21 protein-coding genes are annotated in these 24,271 nt (G+C 59.2%); 2 read left to right on the top strand and 19 right to left on the bottom strand.

Annotated elements, in window-relative coordinates:
• The 9 genes from pfkA to ACUM6F_RS07935 form a co-directional block, all read right to left on the bottom strand.
• Positions 1-963, bottom strand: coding sequence for a 6-phosphofructokinase (pfkA, locus tag ACUM6F_RS07975; protein WP_425621880.1), 963 nt, complete (start codon positions 961-963; stop codon positions 1-3).
• 50 nt (positions 964-1,013) lie between these two features.
• Positions 1,014-1,961 (bottom strand): acetyl-CoA carboxylase carboxyltransferase subunit alpha, encoded by a 948-nt coding sequence (locus ACUM6F_RS07970; RefSeq protein ID WP_425621881.1) that lies wholly within the window; start codon positions 1,959-1,961, stop codon positions 1,014-1,016.
• A gap of 4 nt (positions 1,962-1,965) precedes the next feature.
• On the bottom strand, positions 1,966-2,808 hold the full coding sequence (gene accD / locus ACUM6F_RS07965) for an acetyl-CoA carboxylase, carboxyltransferase subunit beta (RefSeq protein ID WP_425621882.1): 843 nt from the start codon (positions 2,806-2,808) through the stop codon (positions 1,966-1,968).
• A gap of 20 nt (positions 2,809-2,828) precedes the next feature.
• Positions 2,829-3,017, bottom strand: coding sequence for a glutamate decarboxylase (locus ACUM6F_RS07960; RefSeq protein ID WP_425621883.1), 189 nt, complete (start codon positions 3,015-3,017; stop codon positions 2,829-2,831).
• Positions 3,018-3,155: 138 nt separating this feature from the next.
• Positions 3,156-3,383: a trp RNA-binding attenuation protein MtrB gene (gene mtrB, locus ACUM6F_RS07955; RefSeq protein WP_425621884.1), complete on the bottom strand. Its 228-nt coding sequence runs from the start codon at positions 3,381-3,383 to the stop codon at positions 3,156-3,158.
• Positions 3,384-3,508: 125 nt separating this feature from the next.
• Positions 3,509-6,913 (bottom strand): DNA polymerase III subunit alpha, encoded by a 3,405-nt coding sequence (locus tag ACUM6F_RS07950; RefSeq protein WP_445348914.1) that lies wholly within the window; start codon positions 6,911-6,913, stop codon positions 3,509-3,511.
• A 76-nt stretch (positions 6,914-6,989) separates the two neighbouring features.
• A complete protein-coding gene (gene trmL / locus ACUM6F_RS07945; protein WP_445348913.1) occupies positions 6,990-7,448 on the bottom strand; it encodes a tRNA (uridine(34)/cytosine(34)/5-carboxymethylaminomethyluridine(34)-2'-O)-methyltransferase TrmL in 459 nt (152 codons plus the stop codon).
• A 1-nt stretch (position 7,449) separates the two neighbouring features.
• A complete protein-coding gene (locus ACUM6F_RS07940; RefSeq protein ID WP_445348912.1) occupies positions 7,450-7,869 on the bottom strand; it encodes a CoA-binding protein in 420 nt (139 codons plus the stop codon).
• A gap of 24 nt (positions 7,870-7,893) precedes the next feature.
• Positions 7,894-9,873 (bottom strand): glycoside hydrolase family 15 protein, encoded by a 1,980-nt coding sequence (locus ACUM6F_RS07935; RefSeq protein WP_445348911.1) that lies wholly within the window; start codon positions 9,871-9,873, stop codon positions 7,894-7,896.
• A gap of 145 nt (positions 9,874-10,018) precedes the next feature.
• Between ACUM6F_RS07935 and ACUM6F_RS07930 the strand changes: the two genes are divergently transcribed.
• Together ACUM6F_RS07930 and ACUM6F_RS07925 are read left to right on the top strand one after the other, a co-directional pair.
• A complete protein-coding gene (locus ACUM6F_RS07930; protein WP_445348910.1) occupies positions 10,019-10,726 on the top strand; it encodes a DUF4912 domain-containing protein in 708 nt (235 codons plus the stop codon).
• The gene (locus ACUM6F_RS07925; RefSeq protein ID WP_445348909.1) at positions 10,726-12,309 is read left to right on the top strand and encodes a glycoside hydrolase family 57 protein; all 1,584 of its coding nucleotides are present in this window, start codon (positions 10,726-10,728) and stop codon (positions 12,307-12,309) included. Before ACUM6F_RS07930 ends, ACUM6F_RS07925 begins: the two co-directional genes overlap by 1 nt.
• Positions 12,310-12,372: 63 nt before the next feature.
• Here the strand turns inward: ACUM6F_RS07925 and ACUM6F_RS07920 are convergent, their stop codons facing one another.
• The 10 genes from ACUM6F_RS07920 to gatC all read right to left on the bottom strand — a co-directional run bounded on the left by ACUM6F_RS07920 (position 12,373) and on the right by gatC (position 24,158).
• Complete coding sequence (locus ACUM6F_RS07920) at positions 12,373-14,835, bottom strand: sugar phosphate nucleotidyltransferase (protein WP_445348908.1); 2,463 nt, start codon at positions 14,833-14,835, stop codon at positions 12,373-12,375.
• A gap of 82 nt (positions 14,836-14,917) precedes the next feature.
• Entirely contained in the window at positions 14,918-16,183 is a 1,266-nt protein-coding gene (locus ACUM6F_RS07915) for a glycosyltransferase family 4 protein (RefSeq protein WP_445348907.1), read from the bottom strand.
• A 204-nt stretch (positions 16,184-16,387) separates the two neighbouring features.
• A complete protein-coding gene (locus ACUM6F_RS07910; RefSeq protein WP_426377423.1) occupies positions 16,388-16,759 on the bottom strand; it encodes a carbohydrate-binding protein in 372 nt (123 codons plus the stop codon).
• Between the two features lie 67 nt (positions 16,760-16,826).
• Entirely contained in the window at positions 16,827-17,840 is a 1,014-nt protein-coding gene (locus ACUM6F_RS07905; RefSeq protein ID WP_425621893.1) for an isocitrate/isopropylmalate dehydrogenase family protein, read from the bottom strand.
• 18 nt (positions 17,841-17,858) lie between these two features.
• Positions 17,859-18,359 carry a 3-isopropylmalate dehydratase small subunit gene (locus ACUM6F_RS07900; protein ID WP_445348906.1) on the bottom strand — a complete coding sequence of 167 codons (501 nt, stop codon included), beginning with the start codon at positions 18,357-18,359 and terminating at the stop codon, positions 17,859-17,861.
• Between the two features lie 21 nt (positions 18,360-18,380).
• Positions 18,381-19,643, bottom strand: coding sequence for a 3-isopropylmalate dehydratase large subunit (locus ACUM6F_RS07895; protein WP_425621895.1), 1,263 nt, complete (start codon positions 19,641-19,643; stop codon positions 18,381-18,383).
• The gene (gene nifV / locus ACUM6F_RS07890) at positions 19,628-20,779 is read right to left on the bottom strand and encodes a homocitrate synthase (protein ID WP_425621896.1); all 1,152 of its coding nucleotides are present in this window, start codon (positions 20,777-20,779) and stop codon (positions 19,628-19,630) included. Before nifV ends, ACUM6F_RS07895 begins: the two co-directional genes overlap by 16 nt.
• 136 nt (positions 20,780-20,915) lie before the next feature.
• Entirely contained in the window at positions 20,916-22,361 is a 1,446-nt protein-coding gene (gatB, locus tag ACUM6F_RS07885; protein ID WP_445348905.1) for an Asp-tRNA(Asn)/Glu-tRNA(Gln) amidotransferase subunit GatB, read from the bottom strand.
• Positions 22,362-23,834 (bottom strand): Asp-tRNA(Asn)/Glu-tRNA(Gln) amidotransferase subunit GatA, encoded by a 1,473-nt coding sequence (gene gatA, locus ACUM6F_RS07880; RefSeq protein ID WP_425621898.1) that lies wholly within the window; start codon positions 23,832-23,834, stop codon positions 22,362-22,364.
• A 42-nt stretch (positions 23,835-23,876) separates the two neighbouring features.
• Positions 23,877-24,158: an Asp-tRNA(Asn)/Glu-tRNA(Gln) amidotransferase subunit GatC gene (gene gatC / locus ACUM6F_RS07875; RefSeq protein WP_445348904.1), complete on the bottom strand. Its 282-nt coding sequence runs from the start codon at positions 24,156-24,158 to the stop codon at positions 23,877-23,879.
• Positions 24,159-24,271: the final 113 nt, after the last annotated feature.

The raw sequence follows: 24,271 nt of genomic DNA, 5'->3' as shown, positions 1-24,271 counted from the left end.
TCAGATAGAAAGAATGCCTGCCAAACGGTAGGTTTCCAGGTCTATCTCCTTGCGGTCGCGCAGTGCCCGCTCGAGGTCATAGTGGGTTATCCTGCCCGCTGCGCTGCCCACCGCCGTTTTCTTGGCGCCTTCGGCCAGCAGTTCCACGGCGCGGGCCCCGTAGCGGCTGCCCAAAATCCGGTCCAAAGCCGTAGGCGTGCCGCCCCTCTGGATGTGCCCCAGGATGGTCACCTTGGTATCGAAGCCGGTCCGTTCCTTGATCTGCCGGCCAACCTCCACGCCGCTCGCCGCGCCCTCGGCGACGACGATCACGCTGTGCAGCTTGCCGCGCCTGTACCCGCGCATCAGACGTTCACAGACTTCCTCGATGCTGAAAGGCAGTTCCGGGATGAGGATGGATTCGGCCCCGCCGGCAAGTCCCGCCTGCAGGGCAATGAAGCCGGAATTCCGGCCCATCACTTCCACGATAAAGGTGCGCTCGTGCGATGTAGCCGTATCCCTGATCTTGTTGATGGCCGAAACCACGTTGTTAACCGCGGTGTCGAACCCGATGCACCAGTCCGTCCCGGCGATATCGTTGTCAATGGTGGCGGGCACGCACACGACGGGCAGCCCGTATTCCTCTTGAAAAAGCTTGGCTCCCATAAAAGAGCCGTCACCGCCGATAACCACCAATCCCTGGATCCCGAAGCGATCGACATTATCGTAGGCCCGGGCGCGTCCTTCACGGGTCATGAACTCTTCCGAGCGCGCCGTGCGGAGGACTGTCCCGCCGCGATGGATAATGTCGGCCACCGAACCCAGGTTAAGCGGCTCCATCTCGGCCTCCACGAACCCCGCAAAGCCTCTCTTGATCCCGATGACTTCCATGCCGTGGTAAATAGCCTTGCGCACGACCGCGCGCACGGCAGCGTTCATTCCCGGGGCGTCTCCACCGCTTGTCAGCACGCCTATACGTTGCACATCCGGTGCTCCTTCCTACGGCGCTGCTGACGGGTACGGACTGCAGCGCCCTAGAGGTAACCTAAACCGCGTAGCTTTCTATATCTGCTTTCGACCAATTCATCCGCCGGCAGGGTCTTAAGTTCGCCGAGATGGCGGCAAACAGCCTCGCGGAGCAAATCAACCGCGCGTTGCACGTCGCGGTGCGCCCCCCCGAGAGGCTCGGGAATGATTTCGTCGACGACGCCGAGTCTCTTCAAGTCCTGCGCCGTCAGCTTCAGCACTTCCGCAGCGTCCCTGGCCCGGCCCGCGTCCTTCCAGATAATGCTGGCGCAGGCCTCCGGCGAGCTGACCGAGAAGACAGCGTGCTCCTGTATCAGGAGACGGTCGCCCACGCCCAAGGCCAGCGCCCCGCCGCTGCCGCCTTCGCCGATGACTATCACTATTATTGGTACTCTTAGGGTACTCATTACCATAATATTTTTGGCAATAGCCTCGGCCTGTCCCCGTTCCTCGGCCCCGATCCCGCAATAAGCCCCGGGCGTGTCGATAAAACACACGATGGGACGGCCGAATTTCTCGGCCTGGCGCATGAGGCGAAGGCCCTTGCGCAGCCCCTCGGGGTGGGGCATCCCAAAGTTCCGGGCGAGATTGTCCTTCGTTCCCTTGCCTTTCTGGTGGCCGAGTACGGTAACTAGATAACCATTCAGCCGGGCGATGCCCGCGACCACCGCGGCGTCGTCGCCAAACAGCCTGTCGCCGTGCAACTCGATGAAATCGCTGCAAAGATGGTTGATGTAGTCGATGGCGGAGGGCCTTTCGGGATGCCGGGCGATCAACACCTTCTGCCAAGGTGTGAGGTTCCCGTAAACGGACTCTTTGAGTTCCTCCACCCTTTTTTGCAGGGTGGCGATCTCGCTGTCCAGATTCAAATCTTTTTCAGCGGCGAAAGCCTTAAGCTCTTCGATCTTGCTTTCCAGTTCGAATACCGGTTTTTCAAAGTCAAAAACGGTCGGCACTAAGTTACTCCTCCCGTTGGTGCAGACTGAGGATCCTGACCAGGGTTTCCTTCATCGCGGACCGCGGCACAACCTTGTCGATGAACCCGTGATCTCTAAGGAACTCCGCTGTCTGAAACCCCTCGGGGAGCTTCTGGCGGATGGTCTGCTCGATCACCCGCGGCCCGGCGAAGCCGATCAGGGTTCCGGGTTCGGCCAGAATGACGTCCCCCAGAAAACCGAAGCTCGCGCTGACGCCGCCCATGGTGGGGTCGGTAAGCACCGAGACATAAAGCAGGCCCGCTTGATCGAGGCGGGCAAGGGCGGCGGCTGTCTTGGCCATCTGCATGAGAGACAGGATGCCTTCCTGCATGCGTGCCCCGCCCGAAGCCGAAAAAATGACGACAGGCAGCCTCTTGTCAATCGCCCTTTCTATCGCCAGGGCGATTTTATCCCCCACGACGACGCCCATGCTGCCCATGACAAAATTGGGTTCCATGGCCGCAACGATGCAGGGATACCCGCCGATGGCCCCCTCGCCGGTAATGACGGCATCCTTCAAGCCGGTAGCTTCCTGCGCTGCCGCCAGTTTCTCCGCGTATCCGGGGAACTGCAGAATGTCGACGGGGTCAAGCTCAGCGCCGAATTCCTTAAACTCGTCATCAACAGTAATGGCGATGCGTTCACGGGCGGTAAGCCTGAAATGATGGTTGCATTTCCGGCAGACCTTGAGGTTGCGTTCAAGGTCCTTGGTATACAGGATCTCGCTACAGTCAGGGCATTTTATCCAGAGACCTTCGGGAATCTCCCGCTTCTGGTCCGGCTTGACCGTGAAATACTTGGGGCGCTTGAACAAGTCAAAAACCATGGTTACCCTCTCCCGGGGCGCTAAAGCGCGTTGATTATCTCTAAGGCCTCGTCTGCTTCCCCTAGGGGTACAAGGATTTCAATGGAGCTGGCGCCGTCGTTGTCCGGTTTGCAAGTCCGGAGCTTGACGAGCAGGCCTTCCTGAGTAAGACCATCCCTTATTCTTTTAGCCTCAGGTTCATCAAGAGCGATATAGACAACGGTCCACACAGCGGAAGCCCCCCGTGAAGCCTTCGGAAAACGTGCTTGGAAGAGAAGAAATCAGTTACTTACCAATAACTGCTCCCATGACCAAAAATAGTATACCCGCTCCCATGCCTCCGGATACCGAAAAGGATATAATTCTTCCTAGACGTCATCGGTGCGCAGGGAACCGTGCCTGGTCAGTATCTCGGCCTTGCCGCGCACCTTGATGGCCGCCGTATGCTCGGTAAATTGAGCGACCATAACCTCACCGCGGTCGAGCTTTTCGGTATGATGGAACTTGGTGTCTTTACCGCGGGTAAGTCCCATAATGGTAACCCCATTCTCCAAGGCCTTGATGATGATGTACTCAGCGGCCCACGAATCTGTCAAATCTTACACCCCTTGTCAGGATTTTTAAAGTATCGTAACACAGCCATAAAGGACTTGACAAGCAACCCGCCCGGCACGGCACTCAGCATCCCTAACCCTTTATACACAGTGGGCTGAATGCCGGGTTAAAAGCCGAGGGCGCGCCAGCGGACCTGCACGCGGTGCGAACCAAGCAGTTCCTTCAGCTTGCCGATCACCGGGGTGGCGAGGTCTACGCTGAATTCCTCTTTCATTCTCCGGCCGGGGTCGCCCCCGACACGGACGATCCGGACCTGGCTGGGACCGACATATCTCCTGAGCAGGCTTATCGCCTCGTTCAGTTTAGCCTGCTCCGCGTCCGTGATCGTGATACGGACTTCGGCCCCTTGGTCAAGGGAAGTGATACTGTCGGCAAGGATTTTCTTTTCATCGCCGTTCGCCGCCACCGTGCCGGTTACCAAAACGGCGGCGTCGGGGCCAAGAAGCAGTCGGGCCTGTTCAAAGACACGCGGGAAAACGACGACCTCCACCCGTCCGGTAAGGTCCTCAAGGGTGAAGAAAGCCATCGGCTCGCCTTTCTTGGTGGTGATCCGCTTCAACCCGGTCAGCAGGCCCCCCAGAATCACCTGCTTGCCGGCCGTCATCTCCGCGACCTCGTGGCAGTTTGCCGACGAAACCGAGCGTAAAAGGTGACGGTACTGGGACAAGGGGTGCCCCGAAATATAAAGGCCCATAGTCTCTTTCTCCAATGCCAGCAGTTCCCGCCGGGGCAGTTCCGTCATCCTGGGCAGCGCCACCTCGTATGACGCCCCCGGTTCATCAAAGCCGCCAAAAAGGCTCATCTGCCCTGAATCTTTTTCTTTTTGGGCCTTGTGGGCGATCTCCAGGGCCTGATCCAAGACGGCCAGCAGTTGCGACCGGTACGCCCCCAGGGACCCGAAGGCTCCCGCCTTGATCAGGCTTTCCATCGCCCGCTTATTGATCAGCCGCCCGTCAACCCGCTCCAAGAAATCCACAAGCGATTTGAAAGGCCCGCCCTTTTCCCTGGCTTCGATAATGGCCTGAACGGCTCCCAGGCCCACGTTCTTGATGGCGGCCAGCCCGAAACGGATCTTGCCCCCGGCGATGGTGAAGTTCTCACGGCTCTCGTTGACGTCGGGCGGGAGAACGTCGATTTCCAGGCGGCGGCACTCTTCGACGTAGACGCTGACTTTATCGGTGTGGTCCTTAACGGAAGTCAGCAAGGCCGCCATAAACTCGGCCGGGTAATTGGCCTTTAAATAGGCCGTCTGGTAAGCGATCAGGGCGTACGCCGCGCTGTGCGACTTGTTGAACCCGTAGCCGGCAAAGTACTCCATCAAGTCGAAAACCTGCCCGGCGACCGACGGGTTGACGCCCTTTTTGACGGCGCCTTCAACGAACCTGGAACGCAAACCGGCAATGATCTCGGGCTTCTTCTTGCCCATCGCGCGCCGCAACAGGTCGGCCTCGCCCAGCGTGAAGCCGGCCATGTCGCTGGCGATGCGCATTACCTGCTCCTGGTAAAGGATAACGCCGTAAGTGTCCTTGAGGATGGGCTGCAGCAGCGGATGCAGGTAGATTACTTCCTTGACACCGTGTTTGCGCTGGATGAAGTCGTCCACCATTCCGCTGCCCAGCGGCCCCGGCCTGTACAGGGCCACCAGGGCGATGACGTCTTCGAAGGCCTCCGGCCGCAAATCCCGCAAGATGGCGCGCATGCCGCTGGATTCAAGCTGGAACACGCCGATGGTCTCTCCCCGTCCCAGCAAATCGTAGGTCGCCGGGTCATCCAGGGGGAGAGCGTCCATGTCCAGTGTTGTTCCTCGCGTCTCGCGGATCAGGTTTACCGCTTCACCGATGACGGTCAGCGTCCTCAACCCCAGGAGGTCCATTTTGAGCAGGCCGAGCTTCTCGACGGTCTCCTTGGCGAACTGCGTGGCGATGACACCGTCGGAGGTCCGGTATAGCGGGAGATAGTTCGTGAGCGTCTCCTTGGCGATGACCACCCCGGCCGCGTGAATCGAGGCATGGCGGGGCATCCCTTCCAGCGCGCGGGCGACGTCGATCAGCTTGGCGACCTGCTCGTCCCCCTCGTAGAGCCTGGCCAGTTCTTGGGTTTGCAGCGCCTTGTCGATGGTCATCCCCAGTTCCGGGGGGATCAGCTTGGCTACCCGGTCCACCTCCGCATACGGCATACCGAGGGCCCGCCCGACGTCCCGCACGGCGGCCCGGGCCGCCATCGTACCGAAGGTGATGATCTGGGCCACCCTGTCGCGCCCATACCGGTCAAATACGTAGTCGATAACCTCCTGGCGCCGCTCAAAGCAGAAGTCGATGTCGATGTCCGGCATAGAAACCCGCTCGGGGTTGAGAAACCTTTCAAAAAGCAGGCCGTAAGGCAGCGGATCGAGGTTGGTTATACCCAGGCAGTAAGACACGATGCTCCCCGCCGCGGAACCCCGCCCCGGTCCCACCAGGACGCCTTTTTGCCGGGCGTAGTGGATGAAGTCCCACACAATCAGAAAATAGCCGCTGAAGCCCATCTGGCTGATAACGCCCAACTCAAAATCGATCCTCGCCGCCACCTCATCGGCGACCTCGCCGTAACGCTCGCGGGCACCCCGATAGCAGAGCTCGCGAAGGTACGAATCCACGTTATACCCGTCCGGGACCCTGTACTCCGGGAGGTGGAGTTTCCCGGACTCAAGGTTGACCTGGCAACGCTCGGCGATAAGAGCGGTGTTGGTCAGCGAGGAGGGAATCTCGCCGAAGATGGCGGCCATCTCCTCGGGGCTCTTAAGGAAGAACTCCTGCGAATCAAAGCGCATGCGCTGGTTGTCCAGCACCGTCTTCCCCGTCTGAATACAGAGCAGGATATCGTGGATTTCCGCGTCGGCTTTTTTGACGTAGTGCACGTCGTTGGTGGCCACCACGGGTATGCCCAATTGCCGTCCGATGTCGACCAGGGCCCGGTTCACAGGACCCTGCTCTTTAAGCCCGTGGTCCTGGAGTTCCAGGAAAAAGGCGTCCCCAAAGATGTCCCGGTACTCCCCGGCCGCGGCCCTCGCCTTCTCCATTTCACCCTGCATGGCGAAATGGGCGATTTCTCCCGCCAGACAGCCGCTGAGGGCGATCAGCCCTTTATTGTAGCGGTACAAAAGGTCTTTATCGACCCGCGGTTTGTAATAGAAACCCTCGGTGTATCCCAAGGACACGAGCCGCAGCAGATTTTTGTAACCCTCATCGTTTTCGGCGAGCAGCACGAGGTGGTATTGCTTGTCGTCGACCCCGGCCTGCTTGTCCTGCATGGTCCGGGTAGCGACGTAAACCTCACAGCCCAAAACCGGCTTGATCTCTTCCTTGCGGCAAGCGTTGTAAAAATCGATTACCCCGAACATGGCTCCGTGATCGGTAATGGCCAGGCTGGTCATGCCGAGCTCGCGCGCCGACCGGACCAGGTCCGGGATGCGGGCCGCGCCGTCCAAGAGGCTGTATTCGGTGTGACAGTGCAGGTGTACAAAGCTGGACAAACCAACAACACACTCCGATAAGAGGATAGTTAACGACTATGTTCTTGGCGCGGGCTGGTATTTCCTGCCGCCTACCCTACGCCATGCCTGGGAAGCCCTGCTGGCGCAAAGCCTCGTAAAGCACAATGGCTACGGCGTTGGAAAGGTTGAGGGAGCGCTGGTCGTTAAGCATGGGGATGCGGACGCAGCGTTCGGGATATGAAGAAACGAGTTCTTGAGGAAGGCCCGCTGTTTCTTTGCCGAATACCAGAAAGCATTCCGGCTCGTAGCGGACCTCGTGGTAAGCCAGCCGCCCGCGCGTGGTCAGCAGGTAAAAAGGACGCTGCACTATCAGCGCCAGCAGCTCGGACAGGCTTGCGTGATGCACGACCGGCACTGATTTCCAGTAATCCAGGCCGGCCCGCTTCAAATAGCGGTCGGCGGTCGAGAAGCCCAGGGGGTGCACCAGGTGCAGGGTCGTTCCGGTAACGGCGCACGTGCGGGCCACGTTGCCCGTGTTCTGGGGAATCTCAGGCTCAACCAGCACGACGTGCATCTTAGCAGTTGGTGCAGAGGCGCTTGTGCTCAAGCATCAAACACCGGTCCATGATCATGTCGATCCCATGCTCTTTGGCGATGGCCGCGCCTTCCTCGCTGGTGATGCCGACCTGCAGCCAGACTGCTTTTGGTTTTAGACCGACGGCATCCTCGACCACAGGCACAACCTGGTCGCTGCGGCGGAAGACGTTTACGATATCCACCTTCTCCGGTATCTCGGCCAGGCTGCGGTAAACTTTCTCCCCCAACACTTCCCGGGCGTTGGGATGCACGGGGATGATCCTGTATCCGCTAGCCTGCATGTAAGCGGCCACCTTGAAACTGTCGCGGTGCGGTTTCGGAGAAAGCCCGACCACGGCGATGGTCCTGGCCTCTTTAAGCAGGTTTTTGATTACTTCGTCTTCAGGGTTGCTGTGCACGTTGACCCTCCTGCAATTTTTTTTCTATTTACAGGGCGGACATTCCTTCCTGAAAGCGGCCAGCTTTTTCAGGTATGCCGCGACGACCTGGCAAAAGGTGGCGTGGGACCATGTCAGCGGCGCCACGGACAGGGGCTCGCCCGTATAAGGGTGCAGTTGCTCGGACAGCAGCCCCGTCGGCATCCGGTAACGGCAGACCCACTCCAGGATATCGAGCGCCGGGGCCAGGTCGGCTTCCGTCTGCGCCTTCTTCACGTACCAGTCGGCAACCCAGAGGGTACAGATGATCCAGGGATTCCCGGGCACGTTCGCCAGGTCGTCGCTGCGTTTGAAATAGAAATCGTTCACGTAGCGGGCAACGCCGCCGACCTCGGTCTTCACCCAAAGATCCCTGACAATGCTCTGCATTGTCCCCTCGACCTGGGGTGAGGACGGCTCCAAAACCCCCAGCCCCACAACCCCCCAAAGGCTCGCGTCCAGGGTGTTGTCGGCAACCAGCCCGCCGTTCGGGTCGCGCCGGAGCCCTCTCAGGAAGCGCCCGAGTTCGGGGCTGAAAAGGTAGCGCAGCAACGCCTGTTTAACCTCCAATGCCGCCCGGCGCCACGTATACTCCGACCTTTCGTCCCCCAGGAGCGCGGCGATATTGGCAGCGGCGTTCAAGCCGGCGCAGACTGTCGAGATCGTGAAGGTAAAGATCCCCCGCCGTTCCTCCCAGAGGTCGTAGCTTTCCATAGGCAGACCGGTCAGGGGGTCCCGGTACTCGGACATAAAGTCCGCCGCCGGCTTGACCAGGACGGGGTAAAGCCGGGCGAGGTGCTCGAATTTGCGGTGCCGCCGGTAGTGTTCCCAGAGGGCCCAGACGACGAGCCCGGTTTCGTCTTCTTGAATGGGCAACTGCAGAGCCCCGTCCTCAACCCAGGGATGCCAGCTCGATCCGGGCGTCCCGTCGGGGTTGTACTTGTGCTGGAAGTAGCCCCCTTCATTCAAGACACGGGCCGAGAATTCAAAGAAGGCCGCCGTGACGTCGCCGAAACCGGCCTGGTCGAGGGCGTAGGCCACGAGCGCCCCGTCCCTGGGCCAGACATAGGAGTAGTGGTCGCGGTTGGTTTCCAGAATATCCGTATCATTGGCCGCCAATATGCCTCCGCGATTATCGATCTGGCTTCTTGTAATCAGAAAGCTCAGCGAGGCCGTCCGGGCCACCTCGCGCGGAAGGTGGTGCACCGGCAGGCAGGCCGAGCTGACCCAGTTGCGCCAGTAAGTCTCGGTCTCCCGTATCATCACGCCCGGGTCGTGCTCCAGCACATAATCGTTCAAACGGCGGACCTCGGCCAGGTCATCCCCTGCGGCGATCCAAAAGTAAACCTCTTCCTCCGTCGCGCCGGGCGGGGTAAAAAGGCGCACGCTTAGCGAGGAGTCCACCGAACCCTGGTCGATCGCGTTGCCGTTCAACCACCCGTCCTCCGCATCCGAACGGCCGCTGGCGCCCTGAAGGCGCTTCTGGACATTGTACTGGTAGATGCCGCCCCGCCGGGAACGGCCGTTGATCAAGAAGTAATAGTTGCGTTTGTAGTGATACATCGCCCGGGTCTGCGGATCGTAAAGAGCCGTGTCGCCGACGTCGTTTCCGCCCAGGTACATATCGTTGTAAAAGAAAACGCGCGTCTCCTGCTCGCTGTCGCTTAGATTGTTCAAACGCAGCAGGAGCAAAAAGACGTTCAATCGATAGTGCACCGCAGCTTCCGCTTTGATCTTCAGGGACAGCCTGCGATTTGTCGCCTCGATCAGGCCTACAAGCGACTGGTCCTTGTAGCCCAAATCTTTGGTCCACTCCGCGCTGTGGAGCCATGAAAACTGCCCGTTGACCCAGAATCCGATAGCGCTGCGGTGCCCCCCGATGTGATTCTCCATGCCTACATACGGGTAGTAAAGGTCACGCAGGTAAATACTTTCATCAAAATTAAGCAGCAGGTTGCCGTTTCCCAGGACGAGATGGCGGGTCAAGTTAAATCCTCCCAATAAGATAACTTTTTAATGCAAATAAACGTCTTTATCGCGGGAATACTAGAGAAAGCCTGACGACCTCGTATTTTTATTATTCTTGCACAAAAAGACAAGAATATGGTTGGCCATTTAAGGGGGGAAGTAGATGACCGCTACCGTATGGGCTGCGGTAGCTATTCTCTTGGTCCTGAGTGTGGCTCTTTTTTTGTGGATACGCACCGACAGGACACGCCGCCGCGTTGCCACCCGGCCGCAAATCTCCTTCGACGAGGAGTTTGCCCAAGAGATTAGCCCGGAGCCGTTACAACAGCCAAGTGAATTTGTCTGCGAACTTCCTCGCCGGTACGGACAGGACCGCCTGGCACTGTTGGTACGTGACCCAGGATGGCTGTTTGCTTACTGGGAGGTTTCAGCCACCCGGCTGGAAGCAATTAGAAGCTCTCCGAAATGGAGAAACGCCCGTCCGGTGCTCCGCCTTTACAACGTGACCGGCGTGGACTTTAACGGGCACAATGCCTTGAGTTTCGTCGATGTACCCATCACTCCCGATGCCACCAGCTGGCATATCGAGGTCAACCAGCCGAACTGCAGTTTCTGCGTCGACCTCGGCCGGCTTGCGCCCAACGGAGAATTTTTCACAATCCTGCGCTCGAACATTGTCACCACCCCGCGGGCCGCTCTTTCCGACCGCATTGATGAGGAATGGATGTGGATCGAGGGGATATACCGCTCTATTGTAAAAGCGGAGACCGGGGTCAGTTCTGTTTTGATCGTTGAAGAACTGGGCAGGAAAGCGGCTGAGATCCCCGGAGTCAGTTCGGCAACTTTAATTCAGGACAGAGGAGAAGTTTAATGGCCAAAGGTTACCTTGCTCTGGTCTTGCACGCGCACCTGCCTTACGTGCGCCATCCCGAATATGCATTTTCTCTAGAGGAACGCTGGTTTTATGAAGCCGTTTCCGAATGCTATATTCCGCTGATTTGGACCTTTGAGAAACTATTGCAGGACCGCGTTCCCTTTCAGGTGACGCTCTCGCTGTCGCCTACTCTCCTCTCCATGCTTACCGACCCCTTCCTTCAGGAACGTTACGTCAGGCATCTGGAAAAACTGATTGAACTGGGCGAAAAAGAGGTTCGCCGCACGCGGGGCACTCCATTTGCCGTGCCGGCCGGCATGTATTTGGAACGCTACCGTAACGCCCACCATACTTTTTGCCACCGCTACCACCGGAACCTTGTAAGCGCCTTCCGGGGTTTCCATGCAACGGGCGCTGTCGAGGTCATCACCTCCGCAGCCACGCATGGTTACCTGCCGCTGATGATGCTGCACCCGGAGGCCGTGCACGCCCAGATTTCCGTCGGGGTGGACGTCTACCGCAGGCACTTCGGCAAAAAGCCGCCGGGCATGTGGCTGCCCGAATGCGGTTACGTGCACAACCTCGACCGCATCCTGGCCGAAGAGGGCATCAAGTACTTCTTCACCGACACGCACGGCGTCCTTTTCGCTTCACACAGGCCGCGTTTCGGAGTCTATGCGCCTATATACTGTCCGTCCGGCGTGGCAGCCTTCGGCCGCGACGCCGAGTCGTCGAAACAGGTATGGAGCGCCCAGGAGGGCTATCCCGGCGACTTTGACTACCGGGAATACTACCGCGACATCGGCTTCGACCTGGACTACGATTACATCAAGGACTACGTTCACCCCAACGGGCTCCGTGTCCATACCGGGTACAAATATTACCGCATCACAGGGAAAGGCCGGCACAAAGAGCCCTACGTGCCCGAGTGGGCCGACGGCAAGGCAGTGAACCATGCCGGGAACTTTATGTTCAACCGCCAGCACCAGATACGCTACCTGGCCAAATTCATGGATCGCCCCCCGCTGGTGGTGGCTCCCTACGATGCCGAGCTCTTCGGGCACTGGTGGTTCGAAGGTCCGCGCTGGCTCGAGGTGTTAGCCCGGAAGATCGCTTTCGAGCAGGACGAACTGGAGTTAATTACGCCCGGGCATTATCTTCAGCGGCACCGGTGCAACCAGGTGGCCACGCCCTGTGACTCGAGCTGGGGTAAAGGCGGCTACAACGAGGTATGGCTGTCCGATAAAAACGATTGGATTTACCGTCATTTACACTGGGCGGCGGAGAAGATGATCGAGCTGGCAGAGCGTTTCCCCGACGCTGAAGGAGACCTGCGGCGGGCCTTGAACCAGGCAGCCCGCGAACTGCTGCTCGCTCAGGCCAGCGACTGGGCCTTTATTATGAGCACGGGGACGATGGTCGATTACGCCATCAGGCGCACTAAGCAGCACCTCGTCAACTTCAAAGGACTGTGGCACCAGATCAACGAAAACAGGATAGAACCCTTTTGGGTCTCGGAACTGGAAAACCGCAACAACGTTTTCCCGGACATCGATTACCGCGTTTATAGTCCCAGGTAAGGTATACATCTTAAATTCTGCATACCAGCTGCCGTTCCTAGTTTTGCTGATAAAATTAAAAAGCTATTTATTTGCATTTTTAATGATTTGATTGATTTTGCCAATGTACATTTCAGTTAACGATTCGGCCACTTCCATTGATACTCCCTCGCTGAAGACCTTGCAGAGCGGCTGCTCAGGGTCGGGAAGCACGAGGGACCACCCGTCCCGGTGAAAGACCTTTACTCCGTCGAGTAGTTCCATTCTGCTGCTGTCTTCCGTTTCTATCAGCCGCCTGATCACCCGACCCTTGGCGTCCCAGGACACGGGGACGTCCTTTTTGTCCAGGTAGAAAACGGGGATCTCATCCACGAGCTCGGACAGGGACGAACCCGTCTGACCCATAAACCCGAGAATGCGCGTCAGCGCCGAGAGACCGTCAAAATGCAGGAAAAACTGCGACACGTCCTGAGCCAGGATCTTTTCCACAAAATCCTGGGGCGACGTCTTCGTGCGCACGACCGAACCCTTATAGCGCTCGGCCATTTTTTCTATGGCGTGGGGGGCAGTGACGGGTACCACCACCGAGCCCCGGTTGCTCTTTAGAACATAGAGGGCGATCAGAGCCGTCAGCATGTCGTCCTCGATAACGCGGCCCTTATCGTCGATCAGGATGAGGTGCTCGCCGTTGGCGTCCAGGACAGCGCCCGCGGTGGCCTGATCCTCGACAACCTTCCGGGTCAGGTTCTCAACCGCTTCGCGCATCGCTCTCCAGGGCCTGGGCTGCCGCCCGCTTGTCTCGTCACCAACGCGGCTGACGTGGAGATCGAGTTCGCGGGACCAGGATCCGACCAGGGATGAAAGCAGCAAGCCGTCGTAAAGCATCAGCAGGTGGCCTCCCAGGTCGGCCACGGCTCCCGCGTCGACGTCGTCGAGGACGGCCTGGAGGTAAGCGTCGAGCATGCCCGGCACATGAGCCGCCTGCTGGAGACGCGTTGCGTCCGCGCGCCGGAAATCCTCCCTGGCCATCAGGTTCTCGATCTTCCGTTCGAGCGCCCGTGAAATGTTTCCGCCCCGCCCGTCGGTTAAAGTCAGGATAACCCTTGAGGAATCCTGGGTGGAAAGCTTGATGTGCACCCCGCCGGAGCAATCTAGGTTGCGCACGCCGAAACGGTGCGCCGGGGTGGTCAGCTGACCCAGGTCCAGCACGGCCACGCCCGCGCTCTGCAAGCCCGCGACGGCAGCGCGCTTGAGCATGGCGGTAGCCGGATACCCGTCCCACGAGACACCGACCTTGGCATCGCAGCGGAAGGCGCTCCCGAAAGCGGCCGCCAGGCGAGCGCAAAACTCGGGCGTCATCTCGATGTTCGTCAGCCCGCTTACGCCTTCAGTCCCGAAAACGGCCTTGGCCTTGCGCGTCCCCCAGACGATGCTTTCGTTGACGGTGGCCCCGACGTCGACCAGTTTCCGCGGCCAGAGCTTGACCTCGGGCATCAGTGTCCCGCCCTCTTTAATGATCGAATCGTCGCCGACCACCGCCCCTTCATAGACGCCGGCCGTGGTCTGTACCTGCACGCGACTGCACAGGACGGCGCCCCGCACGTGGGCGCGCGGCCCGATATAGACGTTGTCCCAGCAAATGCTTCGTTTAACGGACGCGCCTCCCTGGACGATGCAGCCGCTGCCGAGAACGGTATAGGAATCAATAACCGCGCCGGGGCCGACGACGCAGTTGTCGCCGATGAAGGACGGGCCCTTCAAAACGCATTCCGGGTCAAGGTGGACGCCGTGGCCCGCCCAGACCTGCGGGGCGATTTCCTCCCCCGGAATCTTTATGGTTACCCTGCCGGACAGGGCGTCCCGGTGGGCCTGCATATAGGCCTCGAGGTTGCCGATGTCGCACCAGTAGCCGTCGAGCACGACGCCGAAAAGGGGTTTCTTCTCGCCGAGAAGCAATGGGAACAAATCCTTCGAAAAATCGAAAGGCTGGCCCGGGGCGAAATACCCCAGGGCCTCGGGCTCCAGAACGTAAATGCCCGTGTTCACGGTATCGCTGAATACCTCGCCCCAACTCGGCTTTTCGAGGAACCTCACGATATGCCCTTCCGCATCGGCAATCACCACCCCGTATTCCAGGGGGGTGGGAACCCTGGTGAGAACCAGAGTGGCGATTGCGCCGCGCTCCTTGTGGAATTGGATGGCCTGTGCCAGGTTGAGGTCCGTGAGGGCGTCACCGCTGATGACCACAAAAGTTTCGTCAAGAAAAGACCCGGCGTTTTTCACGCTGCCGGCTGTTCCGAGCGGGGTTTCTTCGACGAAGTAATGCAGGTTGACGCCGTACTCGGACCCGTCGTCGAAATGATCGCGAATGGCGTCCGGAAGGTACATCAAGGTAACCCCGATATCCGTGATACCGCATTGTTTCAGAAGCTCGATGCAATAAACCATGACGGGCCTGTTGAGCAGCGGCACCATCGGCTTGGGCTTGCCGCAGGTCAGCGGGCGCAGGCGCGAGCCTTCCCCGCCGGCCATAATGATCGCCTTCATTTATCTACCTTTACCTCCTATCTTCGACCTCCGACCTCTTTTCAATTCACTGGCAATTCACCTCAGCGAATTGCTTCGAGTCTTATCGCTGACCTCCGACCTCCGACCTCTTTATCAAGTGTTGTACCCGTTCCAGAATGCGACCCTGGCGTTCCTGCGCCGCTTTCCAGTCCCGGTTCCGCCTTTCCCGGTCGACTTGGCGGTAGACATCGACCGTCTGCCTGGCAATGGTGTTCCAGTCGTATTGCGTCTGAACCATGCGGAAAGCCCTCTCCTGAATCATTTTGGCGAGGGACGGGTTTGTCAGCAGGTGAATGATGTTGTGGGCCAATGAGTTGGCGTCTCCTGTATAGGCTTTCAGCCCCGTGACACCATGTTCCACGATCTCGCTCAAACCCCCGGTGTCGGAGACCACCACGGGCGTACGCGCGGCCATGGCCTCGAGGGCGACGATGCCGAACGGCTCGTAGAGGCTCGGAAAAACGGCCGCCTCGGCCCAGTGGTAGAGAGCGTTGCGCACCTCGTCGTTGATGTAGCCGGTGAAGTAAACGCGGTTTTGCAGGCCGAGGTGGGCGGCAAGGGATCTCAGCTCCTGCTCGTAGGGTCCCTTGCCCGCAATGACGAACTTGGTCGCCGGGCAGTGAGCGAGGATGTTCGGCATGGCCCGGATCAGCACCTGGACACCCTTTTCCGGCACCAGCCGCCCGACGTAGAAAACGATTTTCTCATTCGGCGCGGCATAGAAATCCCGGTTGACCCGCTGCGAACGGTGGGCGAAATTGGCGGGGTCCACGCCGTTGTTGATCACCGCGATCTTGTCCGCAGGGGTCTGGAAGACATACTTTATCTCCCCCTCCATGTAACGGGAGCAGACGATGACCCGCCAGGCCTCATAGGTAAGCCACCATTCAACGTTGCTGATGTAGTTTTGCAGCTGGTTGTGCAGGCCGTTGTTCCGCCCGAACTCGGTGGCGTGGATGGTGGCGAGCAAAGGCGCTGTCAAGGCGTGCTTCAGGGCCCTCGCCGCATAGGCCACAAGCCAGTCGTGGGCGTGGATGATGTCAAACGCGCCATACCTCCTTGTGAGGGGGATAACCTCCTCCAGCATGGCGATGTTGAACTGTAAAACCCACGTTGGAAAGTCGGGGGTTGAAACCTGGTAGGGGTGAACCCTGTAGACGTTTACGCCGTTAACGGTTTCGTAACGCGGGGCGCCGGCGGCGGCGCACGTAATCAGGTGCACTTCCACCCCCTGCCTGGCCATGGCCGAGGTAAGATCGTAAACGTGCTGGGCCAATCCCCCCACGCTTTTAGGAGGATATTCCCAGGAAAGCATGAGCACACGCATTGTCGAACCCCTCTCTAGTGCAGCTGGAAATATCAAAAACCCGAATGGCTGCGGGATTGAACGGCAAAAGAACAGCGGCCGACGCGGTATCTTGTTGAAGGAGGTGAAGCGTTTAACAGCCTCCTAGAGAGGTATTATGTGTAGTCCTGGCAATTTTTATAATGGACAATAAAAATCCCCGCCGCTGCGGGGATAACGCGTTTCTTAGATCATTCTGCCGTTGTGTATCGTCCAGGTCCAGTTCAGCCCGTTATTGTTGTCCCAGTTATTAGCACTGTCTCTAAAACAGAAATTGATGCGATCCTGATCAACGGGCGCCTCAAACGTCTTTACCCAACCGTAGCCCGTCTTGGACATCTTCAGGTCCTTGACGTCCCGCCAGTCATCGGGAGAACCGTAACCTATACGCAAGTAGACCTGATCAGCACCGGCGCGCGCCAGCAAACCGTTGTAAAAAACCGTCGTCTCCTGGCCGGCGGTAATCGGGGTCGGGTCCACAACCACCCCGCCAGGGTATTCAGCCTCGGCCATCCGTTCCAGTTTCCCTGCATCCGTACCGAAGTTCGTAGGTTCCAACGCTTCCCACCTCCTTGGAGTATTTGTTCCTCGAAGAATAGTATGAGGTGGGCCAAGAAGCATTATGTCAGGAAACATCTGTCCCTATTTTCTCAATAATGGCGTCGGCCATCTCGCTGGTACCAGCGGTCCCGCCGAGGTCGTACGTGACACGTTGACCTTCTTTGAGGACCGCTGTCACGCCGCGCATGACCCGTTCAGCAGCTTCGGCTTCGCCCAGATGGCGGAGCATCAGAACCCCGGAGAGAATGGTGGCCAGGGGATTGACTTTGTTCATCCCGGTATACTTCGGCGCGCTGCCGTGCACCGGTTCAAAAACCGCTATACCGTCGCCGATGTTCGCTCCCGGAGCGACGCCCAGGCCCCCGACCAGGCCGGCGCACAGGTCGGAAAGGATGTCTCCGTACAGGTTGGGCATCACCATCACGTCGTAATTCTCCGGCGCCTGCACCAGTTTCATGCTCATGGCGTCGACGATCATGTCTTCAAAGGCGATATCGGGATATTCCTCAGCAACCTTGCGCGCGCATTCAAGGAAAAGACCGTCGGTAAGCTTCATGATGTTGGCCTTGTGCACGGCGGTGACCTTTTTGCGCCCGTCGCGCCGGGCCAGTTCAAAGGCAAACCGGACGATACGCTCGGAGGCATGCCGGGTAATGATTTTGATGCTCTCGGCGGCGTCCTTGCCCACCCGGTGCTCGATGCCCGCGTAAAGGTCTTCGGTATTTTCGCGGACCACGATCAGGTCGATGTTTTCATAACGGCTAACGATGCCGGGCAGGGACTTCGCCGGGCGGACGCAGGCGTAGAGGTCCAGTTCCTGTCTCAGGGTGACGTTAACGCTCCTGAAGCCCTTGCCCACGGGGGTCGTGAGGGGTCCTTTCAAGGCGACGCCGTTCTTCCTGATGGAGTCCAGGACGTGATCCGGCAGCGGCGTCCCGTACTCGGCGATCATGGCCTCCCCGGCGTCCACGACCTCCCAGTCGATCACCGCGCCCGAGGCGTCGAGAACCCTCCGGGCCGCCAGCGTGATTTCCGGCCCGATGCCGTCCCCCGGGATCAGTGTTACCTTGTGCGCCACGGACTAACCTCCAGTCTCCTAGTCGAAATTAAAGGTGCCGTACTTGGCGAAGTGCGCCGCCAGCCCGCCGTCTTCAAGGATTTTCAGCATTACGCGCGGCAGCGGCCGGATCTGGATGACGGTATCCTTGGTCACGTTTTTAATGTACCCCGCAGCCATATCCACCACCAGCTCATCGCCCGGATCGATCAGGTCGGTATCGCATTCGATAACGGGCAGTCCGGTGTTAATGGCGTTGCGGTAGAAAATCCTGGCGAAAGACTTGGCGATCACGGCTGAAATATTGGCGTACTTTATAGCCAGCGGAGCCTGCTCGCGGGACGAGCCGCAGCCGAAATTCCTGCCCGCGACGATGAAGTCGCCCGGCGTGATCTTGCTGTAGAAGTCGGGGTCCAGGTCCTCCATCACGTGGGTCGCCAGTTCCCGCATATCCAGCGTCTTAAACTTGTATTTGCCCGAGATGATGTAATCGGTGTTCACGTCATCGCCGAACTTATGGGCCTTGCCGGTTAACTGCACGTTTTTCACCTGCCTGCGCTGTTAGTTGCCCTCGATGAATTCCCGCGGGTCGGTTATCACGCCGGTCAGTGCCGAAGCGGCGACCGTCGCCGGCGACGCCAGAAAAATCTCGGCGTTCCGGTTCCCCATCCGCCCTTTAAAGTTACGGTTCGCAGTAGAAATAACAGTTTCGCCGTCGGAGGGAACGCCGTTGTGCGTCCCCACGCAGGGCCCGCAGCCCGGCGTGACCACGGCCGCCCCGGCCTCCACGAGAGCGGCGAGGGTGCCGTCGGCGATGGCCTCGAGGTAAATCCTGCGTGAAGCCGGAGCCACGATGAAACGGACGTCGCGCGACACCTTGCGCCCTTTTAGGATACCGGCGGCAATGCGCAGGTCCTCCAGGCGCCCGTTGGTGCAGGTTCCGATGACGGCCTCCTGGATCGGCCGGCCGGCGACCTCGCTCAGCGGAGCGGTGTTGTCGACGCGGTGGGGCTTCGCCACCTGCGGCTCCAGGTTGGAAACGTCAAACTCCAGGACTTTTTCGTACCGGGCGTCCGGGTCGCTCTTCACGGCCGCAAAGTGCCGGTCACTGTAACGGCGCACCCAGTCGAAGGTCTTTTCGTCGGCTTCCATCAGGCCGGCCTTCGCGCCCATCTCGATGGCCATGTTGGAAACGGTGAACCGCGCCTCGATGGAAAGGGCGTCAATGGCTTCCCCGACGTATTCCGCAGACATGTAAGTGGCCCCGTCGGCCGTAACCTGCCCGATCAAAAACAGGATCAGGTCCTTGCTGTAGACCCCGGCGGGGAGACGCCCGTGGCAGACGAACCTGACGGTGGGCGGGACCTTGAACCACATCTTGCCGGAAATCAGCGCGGCGGCCAGGTCCGTCGAGCCTACGCCGGTGGCGAAGGCATTGAGGGCGCCGTACGTGCAGGTATGCGAGTCGGCGCCGATGACCAGGCTGCCCGGCCCCACTTTTCCGCTCTCCAGCATGAGCTGGTGGCAAACCCCGTCCCCGATGTCATACAGGCGGCAGCCCGTTTCCCGCGCGAAGTCGCGCATGAGGGCGTGCAGATTCGAAACGCTTTCGCTGGGGCTGGGGGCGCTGTGATCGATGACCAGAGCAACCTTGGAAGAGTCAAAGAGGCGCTGTCCCTGCATGTTCCGAAAAGCCCGGATGGCCAGCGGCGACGTCCCGTCCTGTCCCATTACGAAGTCGACGTCGGCGACAACGATATCCCCCGCGTACACCTCGCGGCCGCTCTTGGCCGAGAGGATTTTTTCGATCATCGTCTGTCCCATGCTTCGTGCCTCTTCCCAAAGTAGTCTTCGTAGATGTACATGAGCTCCTTCTCAAAGAGGGAGCGCTTCAGTTCGACGGCCGTGGCGCGGATGATCGGAAGGAGCTCCTGGGCCTGGTGCCTGGTCAGGTGGATGCCGAACTCGGCGAATTTGGCCCGGACCGCGGCCCCGCCGGAATGCTTGCCGATGACGATCTGGCGTTCCAGGCCGATTTCCTCGGGACTGAACGCCTCGTAAGTGCCCGGGAATTTCAACGCGCCGTCGGCGTGAATGCCCGACTCGTGGGCGAACATGTTGGAGCCGACGATGGCCTTCCACTTCGGCAGTTCGCGGCCGGAAGCCCGGGAAACGTACTCGGCGGCCTCAAGAAGCAGTTCCGTCTTGAAACCGAGGTCGACCTTGTAGATGTGTTTCAAAGCCATGACCACCTCTTCGAGGGGGGAGTTCCCCGCCCTCTCGCCGAGACCCATCACGGTGACGCCGATATAGTTGGCTCCGGCCTTAAAGCCGGCCAGGGCGTTGGCCGTGGCCATGCCGAAATCGTCGTGAGTATGCATCTCGACTTCGATGCCCACGTTGTCGATGATGGTCTTCACATTCTCGTAAGCGGTGAAGGGATCGAGGATACCCACCGTGTCGCAGTAGCGCAAGCGGTCGGCGCCGGCCTGCTTGCCGAGGCGGGCGAACTCGATCAGGAACTCCATGTCGCTGCGCGAGGCGTCCTCGGCGTTCATCGAGACGTACATGCCTTCTTTTTTGGCAAACGCCACGGCGGTCGTGATCTGCTCCAGGACCCATTCCCTGGAGGCTTTCAGCTTGTGCTTGATGTGGATGTCCGAGGTGGAAATGGATATCGCCACGGCGTCGACGCCACAGGAGATCGAGTGTTCGATATCCTTGATCACCGGCCGGTTCCACCCCATGATACTGGCCTTCAGGCCAGCCTTGCATATTTTGCGGATGGCCTCCTCCTCGTCGCCGCCCATAACCGGGATACCGGCCTCGATTTGGTGCACGCCCAGCTCATCAAGAATCTTCGCGATACGCAGTTTCTCGTGATTGGCAAAAACCACACCCGCCGTCTGCTCACCGTCGCGCAGCGTGGTATCGACGATGAAGATCTTGCGTTCCGACATCCGAATCCCTCCTAAAATTACAAATTGGTGCGCACCTCGTGCGCATCTTAAGCAGTTTCACTGAGAACCGGCTAACTGACTGGTTGGCGATCCGCCCGACTTGCAACTCAACCCTTGAACGAATAACAGCGAAAACTTAGAGTTTTGTCAGTTCTTCCCGCAGGTACTCGTTTACCAAGCCGGGATTGGCCTTGCCCCTGGTTTCCTTCATCACCTGTCCGACAAGGAAGCCGAGGGCCTTTTCTTTACCGGCCTTAAAATCGGCCGCCGATTTCGGGTTGGCAGCGATGACGCGCCGCACGACGGCCCTCAGTTCAGCCTCGTCGCTGATCTGCACAAGGCCTTTTTCTTCGATGATCTGCTGCGGCTCCTTACCGGTACTGAACATCTCCTCGAAGACCGTTTTGGCGATTTTGCCGCTGATAACCCCCCGGTCGATCAATTCCAGCAGGGAGGCCAGCTGCCGGGGCGTAACCGGTCTCGCGGATATATCGATATTCGTGGCGTTGAGCAGCCTGGCCAACTCCCCCATCACCCAGTTAGCCACGACCTTGGGCTGCGGGTAAAAAGACAGGCACTCCTCGAAGTAGTCGGCCATCTCTTTGGTGCTTGTCAGCACGGAAGCGTCGTAAGAGGAGAGGCCGAAATCGTTCACGTAACGCCGCTGACGGGCCTCCGGAAGTTCGGGAAGCTCGCGCCTGACGGCCTCGACCCACGAGGGGCTGATCACCAGGGGAGGCAGGTCGGGTTCGGGGAAATAGCGGTAGTCGTGGGCCTCCTCCTTGCTGCGCATGGAAACGGTGATCCCCCGCTCCTCATCCCAGGTCCGGGTCTCCTGGACGATCCTCCCGCCGTCCTCCAGAACCTGGATCTGGCGTTGGATCTCGTAGGCCAGGGCCTTCTGGAGGGCCCTGAAGGAGTTCATGTTCTTGATCTCGGTCTTGGTACCGAGTTCGGTGGAGCCCTTGGGGCGGACGGAAACGTTGGCGTCGCAGCGCAGCGAGCCCTCTTCCATCTTGCAGTCGGAAACCCCGGTATATTGAATGATGGCCTTTAATTTCTCCAGGTAAGCTTTGGCCTCCTCGGGTGAATCCATGTCAGGCGAGGAGACGATTTCCAGCAGGGGCACGCCGGTACGGTTGTAGTCGACGTAGGAGTAAGGGGTCGAAGCGATCGTGCCCTCGTGGATCAGCTTGCCGGCGTCCTCTTCCATATGTACCCTGACGATGCCGACCCGCTTGCGACCGGCCTCGCTTTCTATCTCCAGGTAGCCGTTGTAGGCCAGCGGGAGGTCGTACTGTGAAATCTGATAGTTCTTGGGCAGATCCGGGTAGTAGTAGTTCTTGCGGTCGAACTTTGAAAAGCGCGCGATCTCGCAGTTCAAAGCCAATCCAACCTTGATGCCGTACTCCACCACTTTCTTGTTAGTAACCGGGAGCACCCCGGGCAGGCCCAGACAGACCGGGCAGACGTGCGTGTTCGGGTCGCCGCCGAACTCGGTGGTCGAGAAGCAGAAAATTTTGCTGTTGGTCTTCAATTCAACGTGAACTTCCAGGCCGATGACCGCTTCCCATTTGCCCACTTAAGCCACCCCCTTGCCGATGCGAGGCCTGACACGGTGATGCTCGGTGCTTTGCTCGAAGGTATAGGCGATGCGCAACAGCGTTCCCTCGCCCAGCGGCCTGCCGATCAACTGCAGGCCCACGGGCAGCCCGTCCACGAACCCGCAACACTGGGAGATGCCGGGCAGCCCGGCCAGGTTGACGGCCAGCGTATAGATGTCGGAAAGATACATCGTCAACGGGTCGTCGGTCTTTTCCCCGAAGCGGAAGGCCGGGCTGGGCGCCGTCGGGGAAAGGATGGCGTCGAACTTCTCGAAGGCGCGCTCGAAATCCCTTTTGATCAGCGTGCGGACCTTGAGGGCCTTGTTGTAGTATGCGTCGTAATAACCGGCGGAAAGGGCGTACGTTCCCAGCATGATGCGCCGCTTCACTTCGTTGCCGAAACCGAGGCTCCTGGTGCGACTGTACATGTCGATAATGTCCTTGGCGTCTTCCGCGCGGAAACCGTAACGGACCCCGTCGTAGCGGGCGAGGTTCGAGCTGGCCTCGGCCGGGGCGATGATGTAGTAAGTCGGCAGGGCGTAACGGGTGTGCGGGAGTGTTGTCTCTTCGATATGGGCGCCTCTATCTTCCAGCACCTTGATGGCCCGTTCGATGACCGCCCTTACCCTGCTGTCGAGGCCCTCGGCGAAATACTCCTTGGGGAGCCCGATTTTGAAGCCCTTGATGTCGTCCACCAGAAAAGACGTGTAGTCCGGCAGTTCATGGATGACCGAAGTCGAATCCATCGAATCGCGGCCGCAAATGGCGTTAAGCACGAGGGCGCAATCCGTAACGTCCTTGGCGAAAGGCCCTATCTGATCGAGCGAAGAAGCAAAGGCAATCAGCCCGTACCGCGAGACCGTCCCGTAGGTCGGCTTCATTCCCACCACGCCGCAGAAAGCCGCGGGCTGCCGGATGGAACCGCCCGTATCGGAACCCAGGGCGAAGATGGCTTCGCCGCTCGCCACGGCCGCCGCCGACCCGCCGCTCGAACCTCCCGGGACGCAGTCGGGGTTCCAGGGGTTGTGCGTCGGATAAAAACCGGAGTTTTCAGTGGACGACCCCATGGCGAACTCGTCCAGGTTGGTTTTCCCCAGCATTACGGCGCCTTCCCGGTCCAGTTTGCTTACGACCGTGGCGTCATAAGGGGGGATGAAATTAAACAGGATCTTGGAGGCGCAAGTTGTACGCACCCCTTTGGTACAAAGGTTATCCTTCAAGGCCATGGGAATCCCGGCCAGAGGACCTATCGTTTCTCCGGCCCGCAGCCGCTGGTCCACCCTCCGGGCCTGCGCCAGGGCCTGGTCACGCGTCAGGGTCAGATAAGCCTTAACAACTTCCTCGGTTTCGGCTATCCGCTGATAAATGGATGTGCAAAGCTCTTCGGCGGAAATCTTGCGCTGCAGCAGCAGGTTGTGCAGTTGATGGGCGGTAAACTCGTACAGCTCCAAGCCAATCACTCCTTAGCAACTCCGGCAACCTGGCTAACGGGTCTAAACAATCTTGGGCACCCTGAAGAAATTCCCTTTCCTGTCGGGAGCGTTGGCCAGCACGTCCTCGACATCGAGGTGCTCCCCGACCTCGTCCTCGCGAAAGATGTTTTGCAGCGGCAAGACGTGCGCCGTGGGCGGGACTTCACCGGTGTCAAGGTCCTGCAGAATCCGGGCGTAGTCCAGGATCCTCCCCATTTGGGAAGTATACATTTCCTCTTCCTCGGGGGTCAGTTCCAGACGCGCCAGCAGGGCCACGTGTTGAACGTCCTTTCGCGTCAGCATGTCAATGCCACTCCTTTACGCCGGTTGAACTCAATACAAGGTATTATACCAAAAATACCAACGCCTAGACAACATTTCTTGTCCCGGCATACATTATTATCCACCCCTTGCAC

The sequence above is a fragment of the Desulforudis sp. DRI-14 genome (assembly GCF_052618305.1).
Note: the sequence above shows the minus strand (reverse complement) of the source record. Positions and strands in the feature narration are given on the sequence as shown.

Coding starts and splice junctions, on each gene's coding strand:
- accD (WP_425621882.1), bottom strand. CDS start 2,808: ATGGTTTTTGACTTGTTCAAGCGCCCCAAGTATTTCACGGTCAAGCCG.
- trmL (WP_445348913.1), bottom strand. CDS start 7,448: ATGCACGTCGTGCTGGTTGAGCCTGAGATTCCCCAGAACACGGGCAAC.
- ACUM6F_RS07930 (WP_445348910.1), top strand. CDS start 10,019: ATGACCGCTACCGTATGGGCTGCGGTAGCTATTCTCTTGGTCCTGAGT.
- ACUM6F_RS07925 (WP_445348909.1), top strand. CDS start 10,726: ATGGCCAAAGGTTACCTTGCTCTGGTCTTGCACGCGCACCTGCCTTAC.
- ACUM6F_RS07920 (WP_445348908.1), bottom strand. CDS start 14,835: ATGAAGGCGATCATTATGGCCGGCGGGGAAGGCTCGCGCCTGCGCCCG.
- ACUM6F_RS07915 (WP_445348907.1), bottom strand. CDS start 16,183: ATGCGTGTGCTCATGCTTTCCTGGGAATATCCTCCTAAAAGCGTGGGG.
- ACUM6F_RS07895 (WP_425621895.1), bottom strand. CDS start 19,643: ATGGGACAGACGATGATCGAAAAAATCCTCTCGGCCAAGAGCGGCCGC.
- nifV (WP_425621896.1), bottom strand. CDS start 20,779: ATGTCGGAACGCAAGATCTTCATCGTCGATACCACGCTGCGCGACGGT.
- gatC (WP_445348904.1), bottom strand. CDS start 24,158: ATGCTGACGCGAAAGGACGTTCAACACGTGGCCCTGCTGGCGCGTCTG.